18 protein-coding genes, 5 tRNA genes and 1 riboswitch are annotated in these 16,698 nt (G+C 32.6%); of the genes, 1 reads left to right on the top strand and 22 read right to left on the bottom strand.

The features are described from left to right. Positions 1-174: 174 nt before the first annotated feature. From metK to G9F71_RS02015, 7 genes are all read right to left on the bottom strand, one after another. A complete protein-coding gene (metK, locus tag G9F71_RS02045; RefSeq protein WP_164950419.1) occupies positions 175-1,350 on the bottom strand; it encodes a methionine adenosyltransferase in 1,176 nt (391 codons plus the stop codon). Between the two features lie 87 nt (positions 1,351-1,437). Continuing rightward, positions 1,438-1,539, bottom strand: a riboswitch (SAM riboswitch). A gap of 108 nt (positions 1,540-1,647) precedes the next feature. Next, positions 1,648-1,732: transfer RNA gene (locus tag G9F71_RS02040), tRNA-Tyr, on the bottom strand. 5 nt (positions 1,733-1,737) lie between these two features. Beyond that, positions 1,738-1,812, bottom strand: a tRNA-Thr gene (locus G9F71_RS02035). Positions 1,813-1,840: 28 nt separating this feature from the next. Beyond that, a tRNA-Val gene (locus tag G9F71_RS02030) sits at positions 1,841-1,916 on the bottom strand. A gap of 26 nt (positions 1,917-1,942) precedes the next feature. Then, positions 1,943-2,027, bottom strand: a tRNA-Tyr gene (locus G9F71_RS02025). Between the two features lie 5 nt (positions 2,028-2,032). Then, positions 2,033-2,107 (bottom strand) — tRNA-Thr (locus G9F71_RS02020). Positions 2,108-2,316: 209 nt separating this feature from the next. Continuing rightward, positions 2,317-3,000, bottom strand: a complete 684-nt coding sequence (locus tag G9F71_RS02015) for a hypothetical protein (protein ID WP_164950418.1) — start codon at positions 2,998-3,000, stop codon at positions 2,317-2,319. Between the two features lie 152 nt (positions 3,001-3,152). On the opposite strand from G9F71_RS02015, the gene yyaC reads away from it, so the two are divergent. Then, positions 3,153-3,707, top strand: coding sequence for a spore protease YyaC (gene yyaC / locus G9F71_RS02010; protein WP_124997139.1), 555 nt, complete (start codon positions 3,153-3,155; stop codon positions 3,705-3,707). A gap of 107 nt (positions 3,708-3,814) precedes the next feature. Here yyaC and G9F71_RS02005 read toward each other — a convergent pair whose 3' ends face one another. The 15 genes from G9F71_RS02005 to G9F71_RS01935 all read right to left on the bottom strand — a co-directional run bounded on the left by G9F71_RS02005 (position 3,815) and on the right by G9F71_RS01935 (position 16,681). Next, positions 3,815-4,849, bottom strand: a complete 1,035-nt coding sequence (locus G9F71_RS02005) for a rod shape-determining protein (protein WP_164950417.1) — start codon at positions 4,847-4,849, stop codon at positions 3,815-3,817. Between the two features lie 126 nt (positions 4,850-4,975). Then, positions 4,976-5,230: a sporulation transcriptional regulator SpoIIID gene (spoIIID, locus tag G9F71_RS02000; RefSeq protein WP_164950416.1), complete on the bottom strand. Its 255-nt coding sequence runs from the start codon at positions 5,228-5,230 to the stop codon at positions 4,976-4,978. Positions 5,231-5,350: 120 nt separating this feature from the next. Continuing rightward, entirely contained in the window at positions 5,351-6,130 is a 780-nt protein-coding gene (locus G9F71_RS01995; RefSeq protein WP_164950415.1) for a M23 family metallopeptidase, read from the bottom strand. A gap of 230 nt (positions 6,131-6,360) precedes the next feature. Next, entirely contained in the window at positions 6,361-7,404 is a 1,044-nt protein-coding gene (spoIID, locus tag G9F71_RS01990; protein ID WP_164950414.1) for a stage II sporulation protein D, read from the bottom strand. A gap of 218 nt (positions 7,405-7,622) precedes the next feature. Next, entirely contained in the window at positions 7,623-8,882 is a 1,260-nt protein-coding gene (murA, locus tag G9F71_RS01985; protein WP_124997127.1) for a UDP-N-acetylglucosamine 1-carboxyvinyltransferase, read from the bottom strand. Positions 8,883-8,909: 27 nt separating this feature from the next. Continuing rightward, positions 8,910-9,629 (bottom strand): YwmB family TATA-box binding protein, encoded by a 720-nt coding sequence (locus G9F71_RS01980; protein WP_164950413.1) that lies wholly within the window; start codon positions 9,627-9,629, stop codon positions 8,910-8,912. 294 nt (positions 9,630-9,923) lie between these two features. Next, on the bottom strand, positions 9,924-10,322 hold the full coding sequence (locus tag G9F71_RS01975; protein WP_164950412.1) for a F0F1 ATP synthase subunit epsilon: 399 nt from the start codon (positions 10,320-10,322) through the stop codon (positions 9,924-9,926). Between the two features lie 43 nt (positions 10,323-10,365). Beyond that, entirely contained in the window at positions 10,366-11,763 is a 1,398-nt protein-coding gene (atpD, locus tag G9F71_RS01970; protein WP_124997121.1) for a F0F1 ATP synthase subunit beta, read from the bottom strand. A gap of 15 nt (positions 11,764-11,778) precedes the next feature. Further along, positions 11,779-12,633 carry an ATP synthase F1 subunit gamma gene (gene atpG, locus G9F71_RS01965; RefSeq protein ID WP_164950411.1) on the bottom strand — a complete coding sequence of 285 codons (855 nt, stop codon included), beginning with the start codon at positions 12,631-12,633 and terminating at the stop codon, positions 11,779-11,781. A gap of 94 nt (positions 12,634-12,727) precedes the next feature. Continuing rightward, positions 12,728-14,245 (bottom strand): F0F1 ATP synthase subunit alpha, encoded by a 1,518-nt coding sequence (gene atpA, locus G9F71_RS01960; protein ID WP_164950410.1) that lies wholly within the window; start codon positions 14,243-14,245, stop codon positions 12,728-12,730. Positions 14,246-14,261: 16 nt separating this feature from the next. Further along, positions 14,262-14,795 carry a F0F1 ATP synthase subunit delta gene (locus G9F71_RS01955; RefSeq protein ID WP_164950409.1) on the bottom strand — a complete coding sequence of 178 codons (534 nt, stop codon included), beginning with the start codon at positions 14,793-14,795 and terminating at the stop codon, positions 14,262-14,264. Position 14,796: 1 nt separating this feature from the next. Next, the gene (locus G9F71_RS01950) at positions 14,797-15,276 is read right to left on the bottom strand and encodes a F0F1 ATP synthase subunit B (RefSeq protein ID WP_164950452.1); all 480 of its coding nucleotides are present in this window, start codon (positions 15,274-15,276) and stop codon (positions 14,797-14,799) included. A gap of 66 nt (positions 15,277-15,342) precedes the next feature. Further along, positions 15,343-15,588, bottom strand: coding sequence for an ATP synthase F0 subunit C (gene atpE, locus G9F71_RS01945; RefSeq protein WP_164950408.1), 246 nt, complete (start codon positions 15,586-15,588; stop codon positions 15,343-15,345). Positions 15,589-15,621: 33 nt separating this feature from the next. Further along, positions 15,622-16,302 (bottom strand): F0F1 ATP synthase subunit A, encoded by a 681-nt coding sequence (locus G9F71_RS01940; protein WP_164950407.1) that lies wholly within the window; start codon positions 16,300-16,302, stop codon positions 15,622-15,624. Positions 16,303-16,306: 4 nt separating this feature from the next. Continuing rightward, the gene (locus G9F71_RS01935) at positions 16,307-16,681 is read right to left on the bottom strand and encodes an ATP synthase subunit I (RefSeq protein ID WP_164950406.1); all 375 of its coding nucleotides are present in this window, start codon (positions 16,679-16,681) and stop codon (positions 16,307-16,309) included. Between the last annotated feature and the right edge of the window lie 17 nt (positions 16,682-16,698).

Here is a 16,698-nt window from a genome sequence, read left to right as displayed (position 1 = left end):
TATCTTAAGTTTTATCAAAATACCATTTAATAATCCACATAATAAAATAAAATTTAATATATTTATAATTATCTCAATTGTCTTGGAGTAAACTTTTTTATTACTTAGAAAAAAGAGGGATAACAATTAATAATTGTTATCCCTCTTTTCATTATAAATATTTTCTATTTTATTTTATAAATATTTTTTTATTTGTTCAACCTTGTTTAGTCTTTCCCAGGAAAGGTCTAAATCTATTCTTCCAAAATGTCCATAAGCTGCTGTCTGCTTATAAATAGGTTTTCGAAGGTCTAATTCTCTTATAATAACAGCTGGCCTTAAATCGAATACTTTTCCGATTATTTCAACAATTTTATCATCTTCAATTTTTCCTGTTCCAAAAGTTTCAACTTCTATAGATACCGGTTTAGCTACCCCTATAGCATAAGCTAACTGAATCTCTAATTTTTCTGAAACTCCTGCTGCTACTAAGTTTTTAGCAACCCATCTTGCAGCATATGCAGCAGATCTATCAACCTTTGTTGGGTCTTTACCAGAGAATGCGCCGCCGCCATGTCTTGCGTATCCGCCATAAGTATCTACTATTATTTTTCTTCCTGTTAAACCAGAGTCTCCTTGCGGTCCTCCAATTACAAATCTACCTGTAGGATTTATATAATATTTAGTGTTTTCGTCTAATAATTCACTTGGAACTATAGGTTTTATTACATGTTCTATTAGATCACTTTCAATTTGATCATGAGTTGCTTCTTCTCCATGTTGAGTTGAAATAACAATAGTATCTATTCTTACTGGCTTATTATCTTCATACTCTACAGTAACTTGAGTCTTTCCGTCTGGTCTTAAATAGTTCAGCTTGCCATTCTTTCTTACTTCACTTAATCTTCTTGCCAGTCTATGAGCCATAGCAATTGGAAGTGGCATGTATTCCGGCGTTTCATTAGTTGCAAATCCAAACATCATACCTTGATCTCCAGCGCCTGTGGAGTCTATCTTATCCTGCGTGCCTTTCTTAGACTCTAATCCTTCGTTAACTCCCAGAGCTATATCTGCTGACTGTTCTCCAATAGATGTTAGAACAGCACAAGTACTAGCATCAAATCCATATTTTGCTCTAGTATATCCTATACCTTCAATAGTATTTCTAACAACCTTAGGAACATCTACATAACAACTAGTTGTTATCTCCCCCATAACTAAAACCATCCCTGTAGTAACTGCGGTTTCACAAGCAACTCTAGCATAAGGATCTTGCTCTAAAATAGCATCAAGTATAGCATCTGAGATTTGGTCACAAATTTTATCTGGATGTCCTTCTGTAACTGATTCTGATGTAAATAGTCTTTTCATTATAATTCTCCTTTCTAATACGGAAAAATTTTGTTTTTAAAAAAATAAAACCCCTTCTAATTATAAGAAGAGGTGTTTTAACCATCCTTCTTATCTCGCAGAATAAATCTACAGGAATTGGCACCATGGTACATTGACCGGTTGCCGGGTTTCATAGGGCCTTTTTCCCTCCACCTCTCTTGATAAGAGTTATCAATATTAAGTTTTAATTATAATACCACATAAGCTTTTCAGTGTCAACAATTCCTATTTACTTTAAAATTAAATAAATAAAAAAAGACATCTACAGATGTCTTTTGGTGGAGGAGGACGGATTCGAACCATCGAAACATTACGTAACAGATTTACAGTCTGCCCCCTTTGGCCACTCGGGAACTCCTCCATATATGGAGCTGGCAATAGGAATTGAACCTACAACCTGCTGATTACAAGTCAGCTGCTCTACCGTTGAGCCATGCCAGCATACATTTTATTTTTAAAAAGATTATTATGGTGGGAACAACAGGGTTCGAACCTGTGACCCTCTGCTTGTAAGGCAGATGCTCTCCCAGCTGAGCTATGCTCCCATAATTTATTATAAGTCTAATGAAAATGGTGGAGGAGGACGGATTCGAACCATCGAAACATTACGTAACAGATTTACAGTCTGCCCCCTTTGGCCACTCGGGAACTCCTCCACTTTTGGAGCTGGCAATAGGAATTGAACCTACAACCTGCTGATTACAAGTCAGCTGCTCTACCGTTGAGCCATGCCAGCATATTTTGTTTTTGTATCTTTACCCTGTCGACAAGAATTATTATATAACTATAATCATTTAATTTCAAGCTCATTTTCTTCCAAATAGCGATTCCTTCTCTACATTGCTATATCATTCGCACATTTACTCTATTTTAAGCATTAATACAACTTATTATTCGCAGTAAAAAAAAGATAACTCTTTCTTATACCAATTACCACAATATAATTTATTTTAGTCTTTCTGCCGCATCCATATCTATAAACTTTCCAGCTATTTTTCTCACTTTTCCATATTCTTTTTTTGATAAATCGTCTTTTAATAATTTAAGGGCTTTAAGAACTCCTTCCTCGGCATCCACTGCATATAAATATTCTTCCACTTTTTTATAATTCTCTTTGCCTAACTGAAGGCTTACATATAGTAATTTTACCTTATCAGAAGTTGTTAAATTTTCTTGTATTTTCCCTGTCGAGACTTTAAATACTGATTGTGCCTGCTTTTTAGTATTATAATTTAATTCTTCTTGGCTATCCTCTTTCCCAAGTGAATCTATGTCATTTAGCATATTTTTATCCATTTTTTTCTCAATATCTTCACTTAATGAATTTATATTCAAATTATTACTACCTTTTTCTTCATCGCTTAATTCCTTCTTAGCCAAATCCTCTTTTCCTAAATTTTTTCTTACATTAGAATATTCTTCCTCAGCTTCTTTCACCACTTTACCCTGGTTATTGTTTATATTTTCGGGGCAGATATAAACCTTTTTACATTCAGCTACTACCTGTTTTCTTAGGTTGTTTTCTTCATAATACTTTTCCTTAATTACAACGCTACTGTAATACAACATATTAAATATGCTTACAACAGTAGAAAATATAATAACAAAGAATAAATTTTTTTTCTTCATGTTAATATCACCTCAAATAATTAATATATATAGATTATTTTCCAATTTATCGCTTTTTTATTCTTTTTTCATAATAATACACAGAATTTTTTCATATAAATTATTGGTAGGAAAATAATTTATTCACAGCGCAATACAAGGAGGTATATTTCTTGAGTAAAGCTAAAACCCATTATAAAGACCCTTTAGCATACTATACAATTTCTAACTTTCTAAAAGACTATATTGACCAAAACACTTTAGTTGTTTGCATAGGCACTGATAGATGTATAGGTGATTGTCTCGGCCCACTGGTGGGTACATTTTTAAAAGATAGCTCCTTCCCACTACCTGTATATGGCACTATAGATAACCCAATCCATGCCTTAAACATCGATAGTAAATTATCTAAAATAAATGCACTACACCCGAATTGCACTATAATAGGTGTAGATGCATGTTTAGGAGACATATCGAATATCGGTGAAATCCAAGCTAGAAATTATCCAATTCATCCTGGTAAAGGTGTAGGAAAAACACTTCCTAAAGTAGGTAATGTTTCATTAATAGGTATAGTAGATTCAAGTGATGATAGTGAATTATTCACTAATAGAAACATAAGACTTAGTTTAGTAATGGAAATTGCTTCTGTTTTGAGCCGTTCACTTTTGCATTCATATTATTTATATTCACTTAATAATGAAGATAAAAATTCAAATCCAATTTAATAATTACCCAGAGTTTTAAATTGAAAGTGCATTATATAACAAAAAAATAAGCAATACAATTATTAAGTTTAATTGTATTGCTTATTCATATAGCTTGTTTACACTTTTTAGTCTGCTAAATATTTTTCTCCACCATTAAATGAACTATCTAGGTTATCCATATATTCCAATACTTTACCTGTTCCCAGTGCTACGCATGAAACGGGATCCTCAGCAAGGTATACCGGGACCTTAGTGATCTCTTGTATAAGTTTATCTAGTCCTTTTAACAGTGAACCTCCACCAGTCATAATTATACCCTTGTCAGCTATATCGGCTGAAAGCTCTGGTGGCGTTTTTTCTAACACTGAATGCGTGCATTCTGCTATTGAATTCACAGCCTCTTTTAAAGCTTCTCGCATTTCTTCCGAGGTTACTTGTAAGTTTTTAGGAAGTCCTGTGATTAAATCTCTTCCTCTTATTTCCATTGTAGTCTCTTCATCTTGTTTATAAGCACAGCCTATATTGATTTTTAAATTTTCCGCAGTTCTCTCACCAATCATTAGCTTATGTTTTCGCCTTATATACTTTATAATATCGTCATCAAACTTATCTCCAGCTACTTTAATTGATTCATGTACAACCATGCCGCCTAAAGAAATAACTGCAACATCTGTAGTCCCTCCACCAATATCAATAACCATATTACCACTTGCGCGAGTAATATCAAGTCCTGCTCCGATTGCAGCCGCTAGTGGCTCCTCTATAAGATAAACCTTCTTAGCTCCAGCATTTCTAGCTGCATCTTGTACCGCTCTTCGTTCTACCTCAGTTGCCTCGCAAGGAACGCATATGACAACTCTTGGAGCTGACAGCTTTCTTTTACCACAAGCCTTACTAATAAAATGCTTCAACATTTTTTCTGTTATATCATAATCTGAAATAACGCCATCCCTCATAGGACGTATGGCCACAATATTGCCTGGTGTCCTTCCTATCATCTGCCTCGCTTCTTCTCCTACTGCCAATACCTTATTGTTATTTCTATCTATGGCAACAACAGACGGCTCTTTTAAGATAACACCCTTTCCCTTGATATATACAAGCACTGTTGCTGTACCTAAATCTATTCCCATGTCTGTACCCATTCTAAAAAAAAACATCTCAAAACTCACTCCTGCTCTTTAGTATATTCATTATTTAAATTATACTAAACTCTATTCTATAAAGCCATAAAAAAACCCTCTTTTTTTAGCTTTAATATTTTTTTGTTTTTGCTTGAAATGTTTTTATCCTTCTACTGCCTTATATTTAAGTCTTGTTGCTCTTCCTCCCCTAATATGCCTTTCAGATTTATTTAAGTCCAAAATTATTTTTGCCTGGCTGGCAATTTGAGGATTTATTGTAGGCAATCTTTCCGTCATATCCTTGTGTATAGTACTTTTGCTAACTCCAAACACTTTGGCAGTTCTTCTTATTGTAGCTTTTGACTCAATAATATACTTAGCAACTTCTAGTACTCGATCTTCAATATAGTCTTTCAAAGTGTTACCTCCTTGACCCTTCTCTATTTATAAATATGCATTAACTCCATTTTAAATTCCATTCCAATTAGTCATTTTGCCATATATTTCGGAAAAATGACTAATTGATATGGCTTTTGGTTATTGTTTCATTACTACCGGTTGATATTTCTCATATTTTACATATCTAGCAGGATCAATGTTCTTACTACTTTGCAAAACTTCAAAATGTAGATGTGATCCATAGTCTTCTTTATATGAGTTTAAACTAGTGTTTCCTACAGAACCAATTTTCTGTTTTTTGGTGACTTTATCATTTATCTTTACTAATATTTTTTCTTCCAAATTGGAATATTTAGTAATAAAGCCATTTCCATGATCTATTATAACCATCTTACCCTTTTGCTTAGCTAAGTCAGTTCCAACTTCTTTAACTATTCCGTCCATAACGGCTATTACTGGCTCACCTATATTTGCCTTAATATCAATACCTAAGTTAGTTCTATAGCTTCCATCGGTCTTCCACACAACTGGATCAATATCTTTTGAATATGCTCTTGCTAAGAGTCCATTAGCTACAGGTTTTTCAAATATAGCATTAACTGATTTAGAAACTGGCGCAGTTAAATTTCCAGTTGTAACCTTTTTAATATTAGGTACTGGTTTAAGCCCCTCAGTCTTAGCCAAATTTTCTTTTTTTACTTGAAGAGCGTCTTGATATTGTTTTTCTTGCTCTTTCAGAACGTCTCCTGCATTTGCTTGTTCCTTTTGAATTGCTGCTTGCTTACTTGAAAGTTTTTTATTATTACCTGCCGTTATAGTTGCTACTGTTGCTACTATACATAAACAAATAAATAAAACTACATAGAAGCCCTCTTTCTTAAAAAAATTTAATGTCTTATTGTTTGCTTTGTTATCCATACAAACACCTCCATTTGTATTTTTGTCCATATTGTATTAAAACATACATATTTTATAAATTTTTTTTGCACTTATTTAACATTTTTATTTTATTTTTTCAAATTTACCTTCTATATGTTGAAATATAGTCTATATTTAACATTCTTTATTTTTTAATATTATAAGTTTATCCAAAAAAAATTAAGCCAGTTATCTTTGTAAAAAGGATAACTAACTTATCAGTATAATTTTTATTTGGATATAACCGTTCCAATGTAATAATGATTTAATATTTGAGTATAGTTATTGCCTTCCTTAGCCATAGCATCCGCACCCCATTGGCTCATTCCTACCCCATGGCCATAACCAGTGCAATCTATTTCTACACCTTTTAAATTAAACACTATTTCAAAATTTGATGAATTCAGGCCTAGCATAGTTCTAAATTTACTGCCTGTCATAGTTACATTACCTGTTTTGATATTTTTAACACTTCCTGCCTTGGTTCTATCAATTATTACTATTTGCTTTTTTATGCTAGCCGAAGTCAACTTAGCATTACTGTAATTGTTATTTATAATCTGACTTAGCTCATTGTACCCAAAAATTTTACTACTCTTAAACTTTGGTGCTCCTTCTTCACCTCCGCTTTTTACACTCCTTAAATAAGGTATCTTATTGCTAAATACCTCTTCTGAGTTTTCCGTTTTACCACTGCTAGTTGCAAAATAATAAGGCTCCATTACCAAGCTATTGTTATAGGTTAGAACTTGACCTTGTGTACATTTAACCGCTGTTTCAATCTTATCCCAATATTTTCTACCATCCTTAACCCATAACTTTATGCGATCTTCTTTGTTCATATAGGCTTGACAATGGACTGTATCGCATAAATTTGCTCCATTAGCATTTTTACATAGTATTCCCCCTAATTCGGTAACATGAGCCAAAGCGTAAGTCCTAGATGCCACTGCTTGAGCTTTTAAAGCTTCCAGCTCAAATTCTGCAGGCATTTCAGATGCAACAACTCCAGTAATATATTCTTCTAAATCAATTTCTTTTATAGTATTTTCCTTTGATATGAATACTTTTATCTTATAATTTTTTGGAATTGAGCTACTTTTAATAATGTTTTTGTATTCTTCTGATTTAATTTTATACTTTTCACTTTTATTTAAGCTTTTATTATCCCCTACTCCCACTATTAACACAGAAGCTATAACTATAAAAGAAATAAATGCAACACTTAATAGAATAAAGTTTTTCAAGTGTACTGTAATAAAAACTCTTCTCATTCTTTTCTCCTCTCGTTATAAAATAAATATCACTTTATACATATTAAATAAATATAAGTAATATTACTTTTTTTTAAGGCGCTAATTCTCTAATGAATAAAAGAATTGAAATATATTAATAACTTATATCTCAATTCTCTAAATTTTATATTAAATTATCACCTTTGAAACTATAATATTAACTGCATATCCCATTATAATTTGGTTTCTCTACTATTTTAAGAACTCACCCTTTCTATATCTGCACCTAACCCCTTTAATTTCTGTTCAATAGAAACATACCCTCTATCGATATGATATATATCACTTATTGTAGTTGCCCCCTCTGCAGTAAGCCCTGCAAGGATTAATGCAGCTCCCGCTCTTAAATCTGTAGCTGTGACCTCTGAACCCGTAAACGTGTCGACACCTTCTATTACCGCACTTCTACCATCTATTTTTATATTTGCTCCCATTCTCTTGAGTTCTACGGCTTGCATAAATCTATTTTCAAATATAGTTTCTGTAATTATACTTGTACCTTTTACAGTACATAATAAACTCATCATCTGAGCTTGCATATCTGTAGGAAATCCAGGGTATGGCATAGTTTTTATATCTACGGGGTTTAGTTTTTTCCTTCCATCGACTATTATGCTATTCTCATTTATTTCTATTGCAACTCCCATTTCTGTAAGCTTTGCTATTATTGGTTTTAAATGGACTCCATCAGCACCATTAATTTTAATGAGACTTTTGGTAATCGCTGCGGTTATCATAAATGTCCCCGCTTCAATTCTGTCATATATAGGTTTATAAACAACTTCTTTAAAATCTTTAACTCCTAGAATCCTTATAGTGTCTGTTCCTTCGCCACTTATCTGTGCTCCCATAGCCCTTAAAAACCTCGCTAAATCTACAATTTCTGGTTCTTCCGCCGCATTTCCTATTACTGTCTCGCCATCTGCAAGTGTTGCTGCCATCATTATATTTTCTGTAGCACCTACTGAAGGATAATCTAAGTATATATTGCTACCTCTTAATTTCTTTGCTTTTGCTTCCACGTACCCGTGTCCTACTGATATCTCTGCTCCCAGTGCAGATAATCCTTTTAGATGAAGATCAATCGGTCTAGTTCCAATATTGCATCCCCCAGGTAGTGATATTTTGAAATTTCCAAACCTTCCAAGCATTGGTCCCATTATTAAAAAAGATGCCCTCATTTTTCTTACTAATTCATCGTTAGCGTCATTATCAAATAGGTTAGCAGTATTAATTTTCACCTTATTATTTATTTTATCTATACTAACATTTGCTTTAAGAGATTTCAGTACTTCACAAATTACAAATACATCTTCAAGCATAGGCGCATTTTCAATGGTACAATTATTACCGTTTAATATGGTTGCTACAAGTATAGGAAGCACTGAATTTTTAGCTGAGCTAATATTCACTTCACCTTGTAATTTTTTCCCACCTTTTATAACTAATTTATCCATTTTTTTCCTCCATTATATTGTTAGTTTTTAATAAGTTGTAATTATTTCAGGTGTGCCTATAATAATGTACCTTCCAGATGAATAATTACATACAGCATAATTAAAATCAATTAGCTTGTTATTGTTTACCATGCTACCGTACTGTTTTGTATATGCTATAGTACTTAGTCCGTTGTTTATATTTACAGTCTCAATATTACAAGTTCCATGAGATTTTAAAATTTTTATTATCCTTTTATTAACAGCATAAGTATCTTCATTGAATTCACTTATACTACTCTCTAGTATTTTCGCCTTCAAGTATTGAAAGTATTTAATATCTTCGCCTCTACTGGGAATAGCATGACTAATTTTATTTTTAAGAGACTCTAAACCATTTTGATTATCTATCTTGCTTATGCTTATTGTTATAACATTCTCATTATTGTGTTTTAAGGCTTCTATATACCCCTTAAGACTTCCATTTGAAAATTCTATACAATATGAATCTTCATTTTCATAATTGTTTGATTTTATTTCACTATTGTCAAATTGTAAATTTTTAATTAAATAATTACAAACCGTTTTTGGGTCTTCCCCAGTTTTAAAAGATGCTTTCAATCCGTATTCTACAGTTTTGCCTTTAGTTTGTACTAATATTTCATCAAACAAATTAACTTTCTCCTGTGCATTGGACGATATAACGTTAATCTGTAAAATAATCCGGCACAATACTATACACAAAAGTGCAATGCTTTTTCTTTTCATTTTAATCCCCCTACCCTTCAATTAAATTGTTGACCATAATTTATTATTTTATTCTATAAATAATGGTTTTTAAATATTTTTACTATTAATAAAATCATCCCTCAGCACAAATGTGAAGAGGGTTATTCCATTGATTATATTAGTAGGGGTATTTTACCAATTTATTTTATTACAAATCTATTCACTATATTACTAATATATAAAATTTCAATAAAAATGTGCTAAAAAAAATTTAACCAGATTTTTAAGCATAAAAAAAATGGAAATAAATTAATATCTCCATTTTGTAATCTATTATTCTTTTGTCTTCATTCTCATAATTGATCTTAATATAGCATTTTCTGCTCTTTTAACATCAATTCCATCCTTATGAAGTAATCTTTCTTCTGCTCTTTCCTTAGCCTTTTCTGTTCTTAAAATATCTATATCTTCCGGCCACTCACAGGCACTGCATAATATTTCTACGTTGCCCGTATATACTCTCAATATCCCTGTTGATGTAAAGACTTTTAATTCTTTACCAGCTAAATCTGTAAATATTGTAACTGTTGGTTTTAAGGTCGATACTATAGGAACATGCTCAGCAAGGATACTAAATCTCCCATCCTCACCTTCCGTGTTCAGCCTCAGGATTTCGCTACTATAAAACTCTTTTTCAGGAGTAAGTATAGTTAGTTTTATATTTTTTGCCATATAAAAACACTGACCTTTCTAGCTATATATTCTTAAAAATATCTTATTCACTAGCCATAGTTTTTGCTTTTTCTATTGCTTCTTCTATAGTTCCAACAAACATAAATGCTGCCTCTGGTAACTTGTCATGCTTGCCTTCAAGAATTTCCTTGAATCCCCTTACTGTTTCTTTTACAGGTACGAATTTACCCTGCATTCCCGTAAATTGCTCAGCTACAGTAAATGGTTGCGATAAAAATCTTTGAACTTTTCTTGCTCTTAATACTACTATTTTATCTTCCTCAGATAATTCATCTAGCCCTAATATTGCAATAATGTCTTGAAGTTCTTTATATCTTTCAAGAATATGTCGAACTTTTATTGTAACATCATAATGTTCTCTACCAATTATTCTAGGATCAAGCATTGTTGAAGTAGATTCTAGTGGGTCTACTGCTGGATAAATTCCAAGTTCAACTATCCCTCGAGATAGCACTGTAGTAGCATCAAGATGACTGAAAGTAGTAGCCGGAGCAGGATCTGTTAAATCGTCTGCTGGTACATATACAGCTTGAACTGATGTAATAGAACCTTGCTTTGTTGAGGTAATTCGTTCTTGTAATTCTCCCATTTCTGTCGCAAGTGTTGGTTGATAACCAACAGCACTTGGTATTCTGCCCAGTAGCGCAGATACTTCTGAACCAGCCTGTGTAAATCTAAATATATTGTCTATGAATAACAGTACATCTTGCCCATGATCTCTAAAATACTCTGACATTGTAAGACCAGTTAATGCAACTCTCATTCTAGCTCCAGGTGGCTCATTCATCTGACCAAAAACTAAGGCTGTTTTAGATATAACTCCTGATTCTTTCATTTCATTATAAAGATCATTACCTTCACGAGTTCTCTCACCAACTCCGGTAAATACCGAAAGTCCATTATGTTCTTTTGCAATATTATTCATAAGCTCTTGAATAAGGACAGTTTTCCCAACTCCCGCTCCACCAAAAAGACCAATTTTTCCACCTTTTTGATATGGTGCTATTAAGTCTATTACCTTAATCCCTGTTTCAAACACCTCAGGCTCAACAGACTGCTCCTCAAAAGTTGGGGCTAATCTGTGAATAGGCATATATGTATCTACTTTAACGTCTCCCATTTCATCCATAGGCTTTCCAAGAACATTGAACAGCCTTCCCAGTACTACATTTCCAACTGGTACTGTTATTGGATTACCTGTGTCAAGAGCCTCAAGTCCTCTCCTTAAACCTTCAGTACTTTCCATAGCTACTGCTCGTATAATATCGTCACCAATATGTTGCTCAACCTCAGCTACAACTACTCTATCTTCCATCTGAATTTCAATGCTGTTATAAATATTAGGAAGACTATCTGAGTCAAACTTTATGTCTATAACAGGGCCTATTATTTGAACGACTTTTCCTATATGTCCTGGCATTGTCTTCTCTCCTTTTTACCTTTGAGCTTCTGCTCCTCCAACTATTTCTGCAATTTCTTGTGTAATTGCACTTTGTCTAATTCTATTATAACTTAAATTAAGCTTATCAAGTATATCATTAGCGTTGTTAGTAGCTGATCCCATAGACTCCATTCTAGCCCTGTGCTCACTAGCTTTTGAATGTAGCAATGAATTAAGCATTTTGCCACCTAGAAATAAAGAAATAATTTCATAAAATGTTTTTTCATTTATTTCACTAATGTCTACATAGGCTTTATTACTGTTATCTTTGTTATCAAAATTTAGAGGAAGTAGCTTTTCAATTTTAACTTCATTTTTTAGCGCTGAAACAAGCTTTTTATAAACGATGTAAACTTCACCCACTTCACCACTTATATACATACTAAGTGCATGATTAATAATAGTAGCAGCTTCCTTTTCAGAAGGTGGATCAGAAATTTCAACGTATTCAGCTACCGTTTCAATGTTAAGCTTTTTAAATATAATTCGTCCCTTTTGCCCTACAATAATTATATTATAATCTTCTTTACTAATTTTCAAGCTATCAATAATTTTATTTGCTACTGACCAATTAAAGCCGCCACAGAGACCTGTGTCTGAGGTCAATACAACATACAGTTTTTTGCTGTTATTATTTCCTCTCATATAGATACTATCTTCTTCATAATTTTCTTTAACTTGCTTAATAGTTTCCTCAAGCGCATAAAGATAATTATTATTAGTATCTACTTTTTCCCTTATTTTTTTATATTTAGATGTGGCGACTAGTCCCATGGCTCTGGTGATTTTAGTAGTGTTTGTTATGGATTTTATTCTTCGTTTAATTGCAAGAAGCCCCATACCTGCCATGTTTCACCTCTCCTCCGCCTCCATAAATATATTATGAAGGCAAATTAATTATCACCTAAAGGTGGTGTATCAAGTATTTCCTTTTGAAATGTGATTAATACTTTTCTATTGAAAATATTTTTTTAAACTCTTCTATAGCATCAATAAGTTGTTGCTTTATTTTATCATTTAGTTCTTTTACATCTCCTATGGCCTTACCTATTTCTCTATGATGTGTATCCATGTACTCCAAAAATTCATTTTCGAATCTGGTTACTTGATGTACTGGAATATCCATAAGATAATTATTTGCTCCTGCAAAGAAAATCATAACTTGATTTTCTACTGATACTGGCATATATTGATCTTGCTTTAATATTTCAATTAATCTTTTTCCTTTTTCGAGTCTCATTTTGGCATCGCTATCAAGATCCGTACCAAATTGTGCAAAAGCTGCAAGTTCCCTATATTGAGCAAGTTCTAGCCTTAAAGTTCCTGTAACTTGTTTCATAGCTTTTATTTGAGCATTTCCACCAACTCTTGATACAGATATTCCAGCATTAACAGCGGGTCTTTGTCCTGAATGGAAGAGTTCCGCCTCAAGAAATATTTGACCATCTGTTATGGAAATAACATTAGTTGGTATATAAGCCGTAACGTCTCCTGCTAGAGTTTCTATTATAGGAAGTGCAGTTAATGATCCTCCACCCAATTTATCTGAAAGTTTTGCTGCTCTTTCTAATAATTTTGAATGAATATAGAATACATCTCCTGGGTATGCTTCTCTGCCTGGCGGTCTACGAAGTAATAGTGACATAGCTCTATAAGCTACCGCGTGCTTAGATAAATCATCATACACTATTAATACATCTCTGCCCTTGTTCATAAAGTATTCTCCCATGCTGCATCCAGCATAAGGTGCCAAATACTGAAGTGGTGCTGAATGAGAAGCTGTTGATGCTACAACTATTGTATAATCTAAGGCTCCCATTTCAGATAACGTATTAACAATATGTGCAACAGTAGATTGTTTTTGACCAATGGCAACATATATACATACAACATCTTTGCCCTTCTGATTTAAAATAGTGTCTATAGTTAAGGCTGTCTTACCTGTTTGTCTATCCCCAATTATAAGCTCTCTTTGTCCTCGCCCAATTGGTACCATAGAGTCTATTGCTTTTATGCCTGTTTGAAGAGGTACTTTAACGGATTGTCTTTCAATAACTCCAGGGGCTTCTACTTCTACCGGTCTTGTCTCTGTAGTCTTAATCGGACCCTTTCCATCTATTGGAACACCTAGAGAATCTACAACTCTTCCAATTAGTGCTTCCCCAACGGGAACTTCAACTACTTTGCCACTTCTCTTTACTACGTCACCTTCTTTGATACCTTCTCCGCTTCCAAGTAGCACACATCCCACATTGTCTTGTTCTAGATTTAGAGCCATGCCATATACTCCACCTGGGAACTCTAAAAGTTCACCTTCCATGCAATCATCCAAACCATATACTCTAGCAATCCCATCACCTATTTGAATTATGGTTCCTGAGTCAACAGTGTCAATTTTCTTTTCATATCTTTCTATTTCTTTCTTTATTATGGATGTTATCTCTTCTGGTTTTATATTCATAAACTCACCTCTATTCCTATTTAAACATTAATTTTTTCATTTCGTCTAATTTGTTTTTTATTGTACCATCAATAACGTCATCGCCAACCCTAATATATACTCCACCTATAATGTTTTTATCTAGCTTTTCATGAAAGATAATCTTCTTATCATACATTTTAAATAATTTCATTCGTAAGTTTTCTTTTTCAGAATCGTCAAGAGGTATTACTGTTACAACATCCACCAGAAGGGTATTGTTACGCTCTAAGTGGATTTTTTCCATTTCTTTAAGCTTTTCTTCAGTATACATTATTCTATCTTTTTCTATAAGAATAAGTAAAAAAGATAAAAGATCCTCATCAATTCTGCCCTTAAAAATATTTATAAACATTTTCTTTTTTGCAGAAGTACTTATTTGTGGATATTTAATAACTTTAAGAAACTCATCATCGTTCTTCATAAGTGAAACAATTTCCCTGAGGTCATTTAAATATTCTTCTACTTTTCCTTTTTCCTCAGCAACTGTGTATAGTGCTAGTGCGTATCTTTTGTCTAAATATTCATACATTTTAGCTACCTACCTTAAATATAAAGTCCTCAATCAATTTTCTATGTTCTTTTTCATCTATATGTTGCTCTAGAGCTTTTTCAGACAATATTAAAGATAAATCTATAACTTGTTTTTTAATTTCACTTTGTGCTTTTTCTTTTTCTCTTTCAATTTCAACTCTTGATCTTTCCAAAATTAGATTTGCTTCTTTTCTTGCGTCTTCGACAATATCCTGGGAAATATTTTCTGCATTAACCTTGTATTCCTCGACTATTTCTCTTCCTTTTATCTTTGACTCATGCAATAATCTTTCTTTTTCTTTTCTCGAAATTTCTGCTTTTTCTTCATTATCTTTAGCATTCTTAATAGATGTATTTATTCCATTTTGCCTGTCATCCATTATCTTATTTACTGGCTTACTAAAAAAGTACTTTAAGATATATAGCAATAAAATAAAATTTATTATAGTGAATATAATTGTAGAAAAATCTATGCTCAAATTCATAATCTATTAAAGCCCCCTTTAGTCCTAATTTCAAAATTTTTCATTTTGATATGTACCATATTATTTAAATGCTAAAATTAATGCTATTAAGAATGCATAGATAGCTGTAGCTTCTGAGAAAGCAGCACCTATAACTAACGTACTAATTATAGACCCCCTAGCTTCCGGTTGTCTTGCGACACCCTCTACAGCTTTAGCCGCAGCATTACCTGTTCCTATTCCTCCTCCTATACATCCTATTGCTGCAAGACCTGCGCCTATTGCAGACATCGCTGTGACAAGTACTTTTGGATCGATGTTATTCATATTGAATTCCTCCTTATTTTTTTAAAACTAGATTTAATGTTCTGCTATGACTTTTATATTAACCATTGTCAACATAACAAAAATAACCATTTGAATAATTCCATCAAACAAATCAAAATAAAAATGTAATGGTATTGGGACAATTAATTGGGCAAACCCATTTAAACTAGCTAAACTTCTATATGCCAATTCTATTATTACAACACCTGCAGTCATGTTTCCAAATAATCGAAAGCTTAATGATACTGGTAACATAACTCTCTCTATTAGGTTAATAGGTAATATAAATGCATATGGTTCAACATATCCTTTAAAATAGTGTCCTAGGCCTATCTTTTTAATAGCAAACCATTGAACAACAACGAATGTTATTAATGCTAATGCTAATGCTACACTATAATCCACTGTTGGAGGTGTAACACCTATCAGTCCCGTGAGATTTAGAATACTCAAGAAAATTACTATTGTTGCTATATAAGGTACAAACCCCATATACTCTTCTCCCATATTATCTCTAACAAGATTGTTTATAAAATCCATAATTATTTCTATTATATTCTGCTTCTTATTAGGAATTACTTTTAAGTTTCTTGTAAGGCATATACATAATATAGCTACTATAGCTATCATGCACCACTGAACAAATATACTTTCTACAATCCCAATACTGTACCCAAAGAATTTAATATGAAATAACGGCACTACTTTATCCATTAAATCACTTCCCTCCACTATTCTTATTATTTAATCCGTAACACACTAAAGATATAAATTGTGAACTATATCCGAAGATATATGCAATTATATTGAACATATTGTGTCTGCCTATTGCAAACCCAATAACACTCACCAATAAAACCCTAATGAAAGACCCTATTACTATTATGCCTGTATTTTTTACATTTTTACTATCAAGAGAATACTCCACTGTAATTCCATTAACATAAAAATTTATTACTGCTACTAATAGCCCTAATAAAAAAAATAATGCATATGGCTTAGCTGTAAAATAAATCACCGCAGTAAAAATTAAGGAAATAAAAAAATCATATATAAGAATTTTTTTAAACATATTTTTAAAATCACTATTCACTTTTTCCTTCTCCTCGC

The sequence above is a fragment of the Clostridium sp. FP2 genome (assembly GCF_011065955.2).
In the GTDB taxonomy this organism is placed as follows: domain Bacteria; phylum Bacillota; class Clostridia; order Clostridiales; family Clostridiaceae; genus Clostridium_AD; species Clostridium_AD tagluense.
This window is presented reverse-complemented; position numbering and strand designations above follow the sequence as displayed.

Bases quoted from the DNA above. Each gene is read 5' to 3' on its own strand.
- G9F71_RS01975 (WP_164950412.1), bottom strand. From the start codon at position 10,322: ATGGCAAAAAATATAAAACTAACTATACTTACTCCTGAAAAAGAGTTT.
- G9F71_RS01940 (WP_164950407.1), bottom strand. From the start codon at position 16,302: ATGGATAAAGTAGTGCCGTTATTTCATATTAAATTCTTTGGGTACAGT.
- spoIID (WP_164950414.1), bottom strand. From the start codon at position 7,404: ATGAGAAGAGTTTTTATTACAGTACACTTGAAAAACTTTATTCTATTA.
- G9F71_RS01995 (WP_164950415.1), bottom strand. From the start codon at position 6,130: ATGGATAACAAAGCAAACAATAAGACATTAAATTTTTTTAAGAAAGAG.
- atpG (WP_164950411.1), bottom strand. From the start codon at position 12,633: ATGGCAGGTATGGGGCTTCTTGCAATTAAACGAAGAATAAAATCCATA.
- atpA (WP_164950410.1), bottom strand. From the start codon at position 14,245: ATGAATATAAAACCAGAAGAGATAACATCCATAATAAAGAAAGAAATA.
- murA (WP_124997127.1), bottom strand. From the start codon at position 8,882: ATGGATAAATTAGTTATAAAAGGTGGGAAAAAATTACAAGGTGAAGTG.
- metK (WP_164950419.1), bottom strand. From the start codon at position 1,350: ATGAAAAGACTATTTACATCAGAATCAGTTACAGAAGGACATCCAGAT.
- G9F71_RS02015 (WP_164950418.1), bottom strand. From the start codon at position 3,000: ATGAAGAAAAAAAATTTATTCTTTGTTATTATATTTTCTACTGTTGTA.
- G9F71_RS01955 (WP_164950409.1), bottom strand. From the start codon at position 14,795: ATGTATGAATATTTAGACAAAAGATACGCACTAGCACTATACACAGTT.
- atpD (WP_124997121.1), bottom strand. From the start codon at position 11,763: ATGCCAGGACATATAGGAAAAGTCGTTCAAATAATAGGCCCTGTTATA.
- G9F71_RS02005 (WP_164950417.1), bottom strand. From the start codon at position 4,849: ATGTTTTTTTTTAGAATGGGTACAGACATGGGAATAGATTTAGGTACA.
- atpE (WP_164950408.1), bottom strand. From the start codon at position 15,588: ATGAATAACATCGATCCAAAAGTACTTGTCACAGCGATGTCTGCAATA.
- G9F71_RS01980 (WP_164950413.1), bottom strand. From the start codon at position 9,629: ATGAAAAGAAAAAGCATTGCACTTTTGTGTATAGTATTGTGCCGGATT.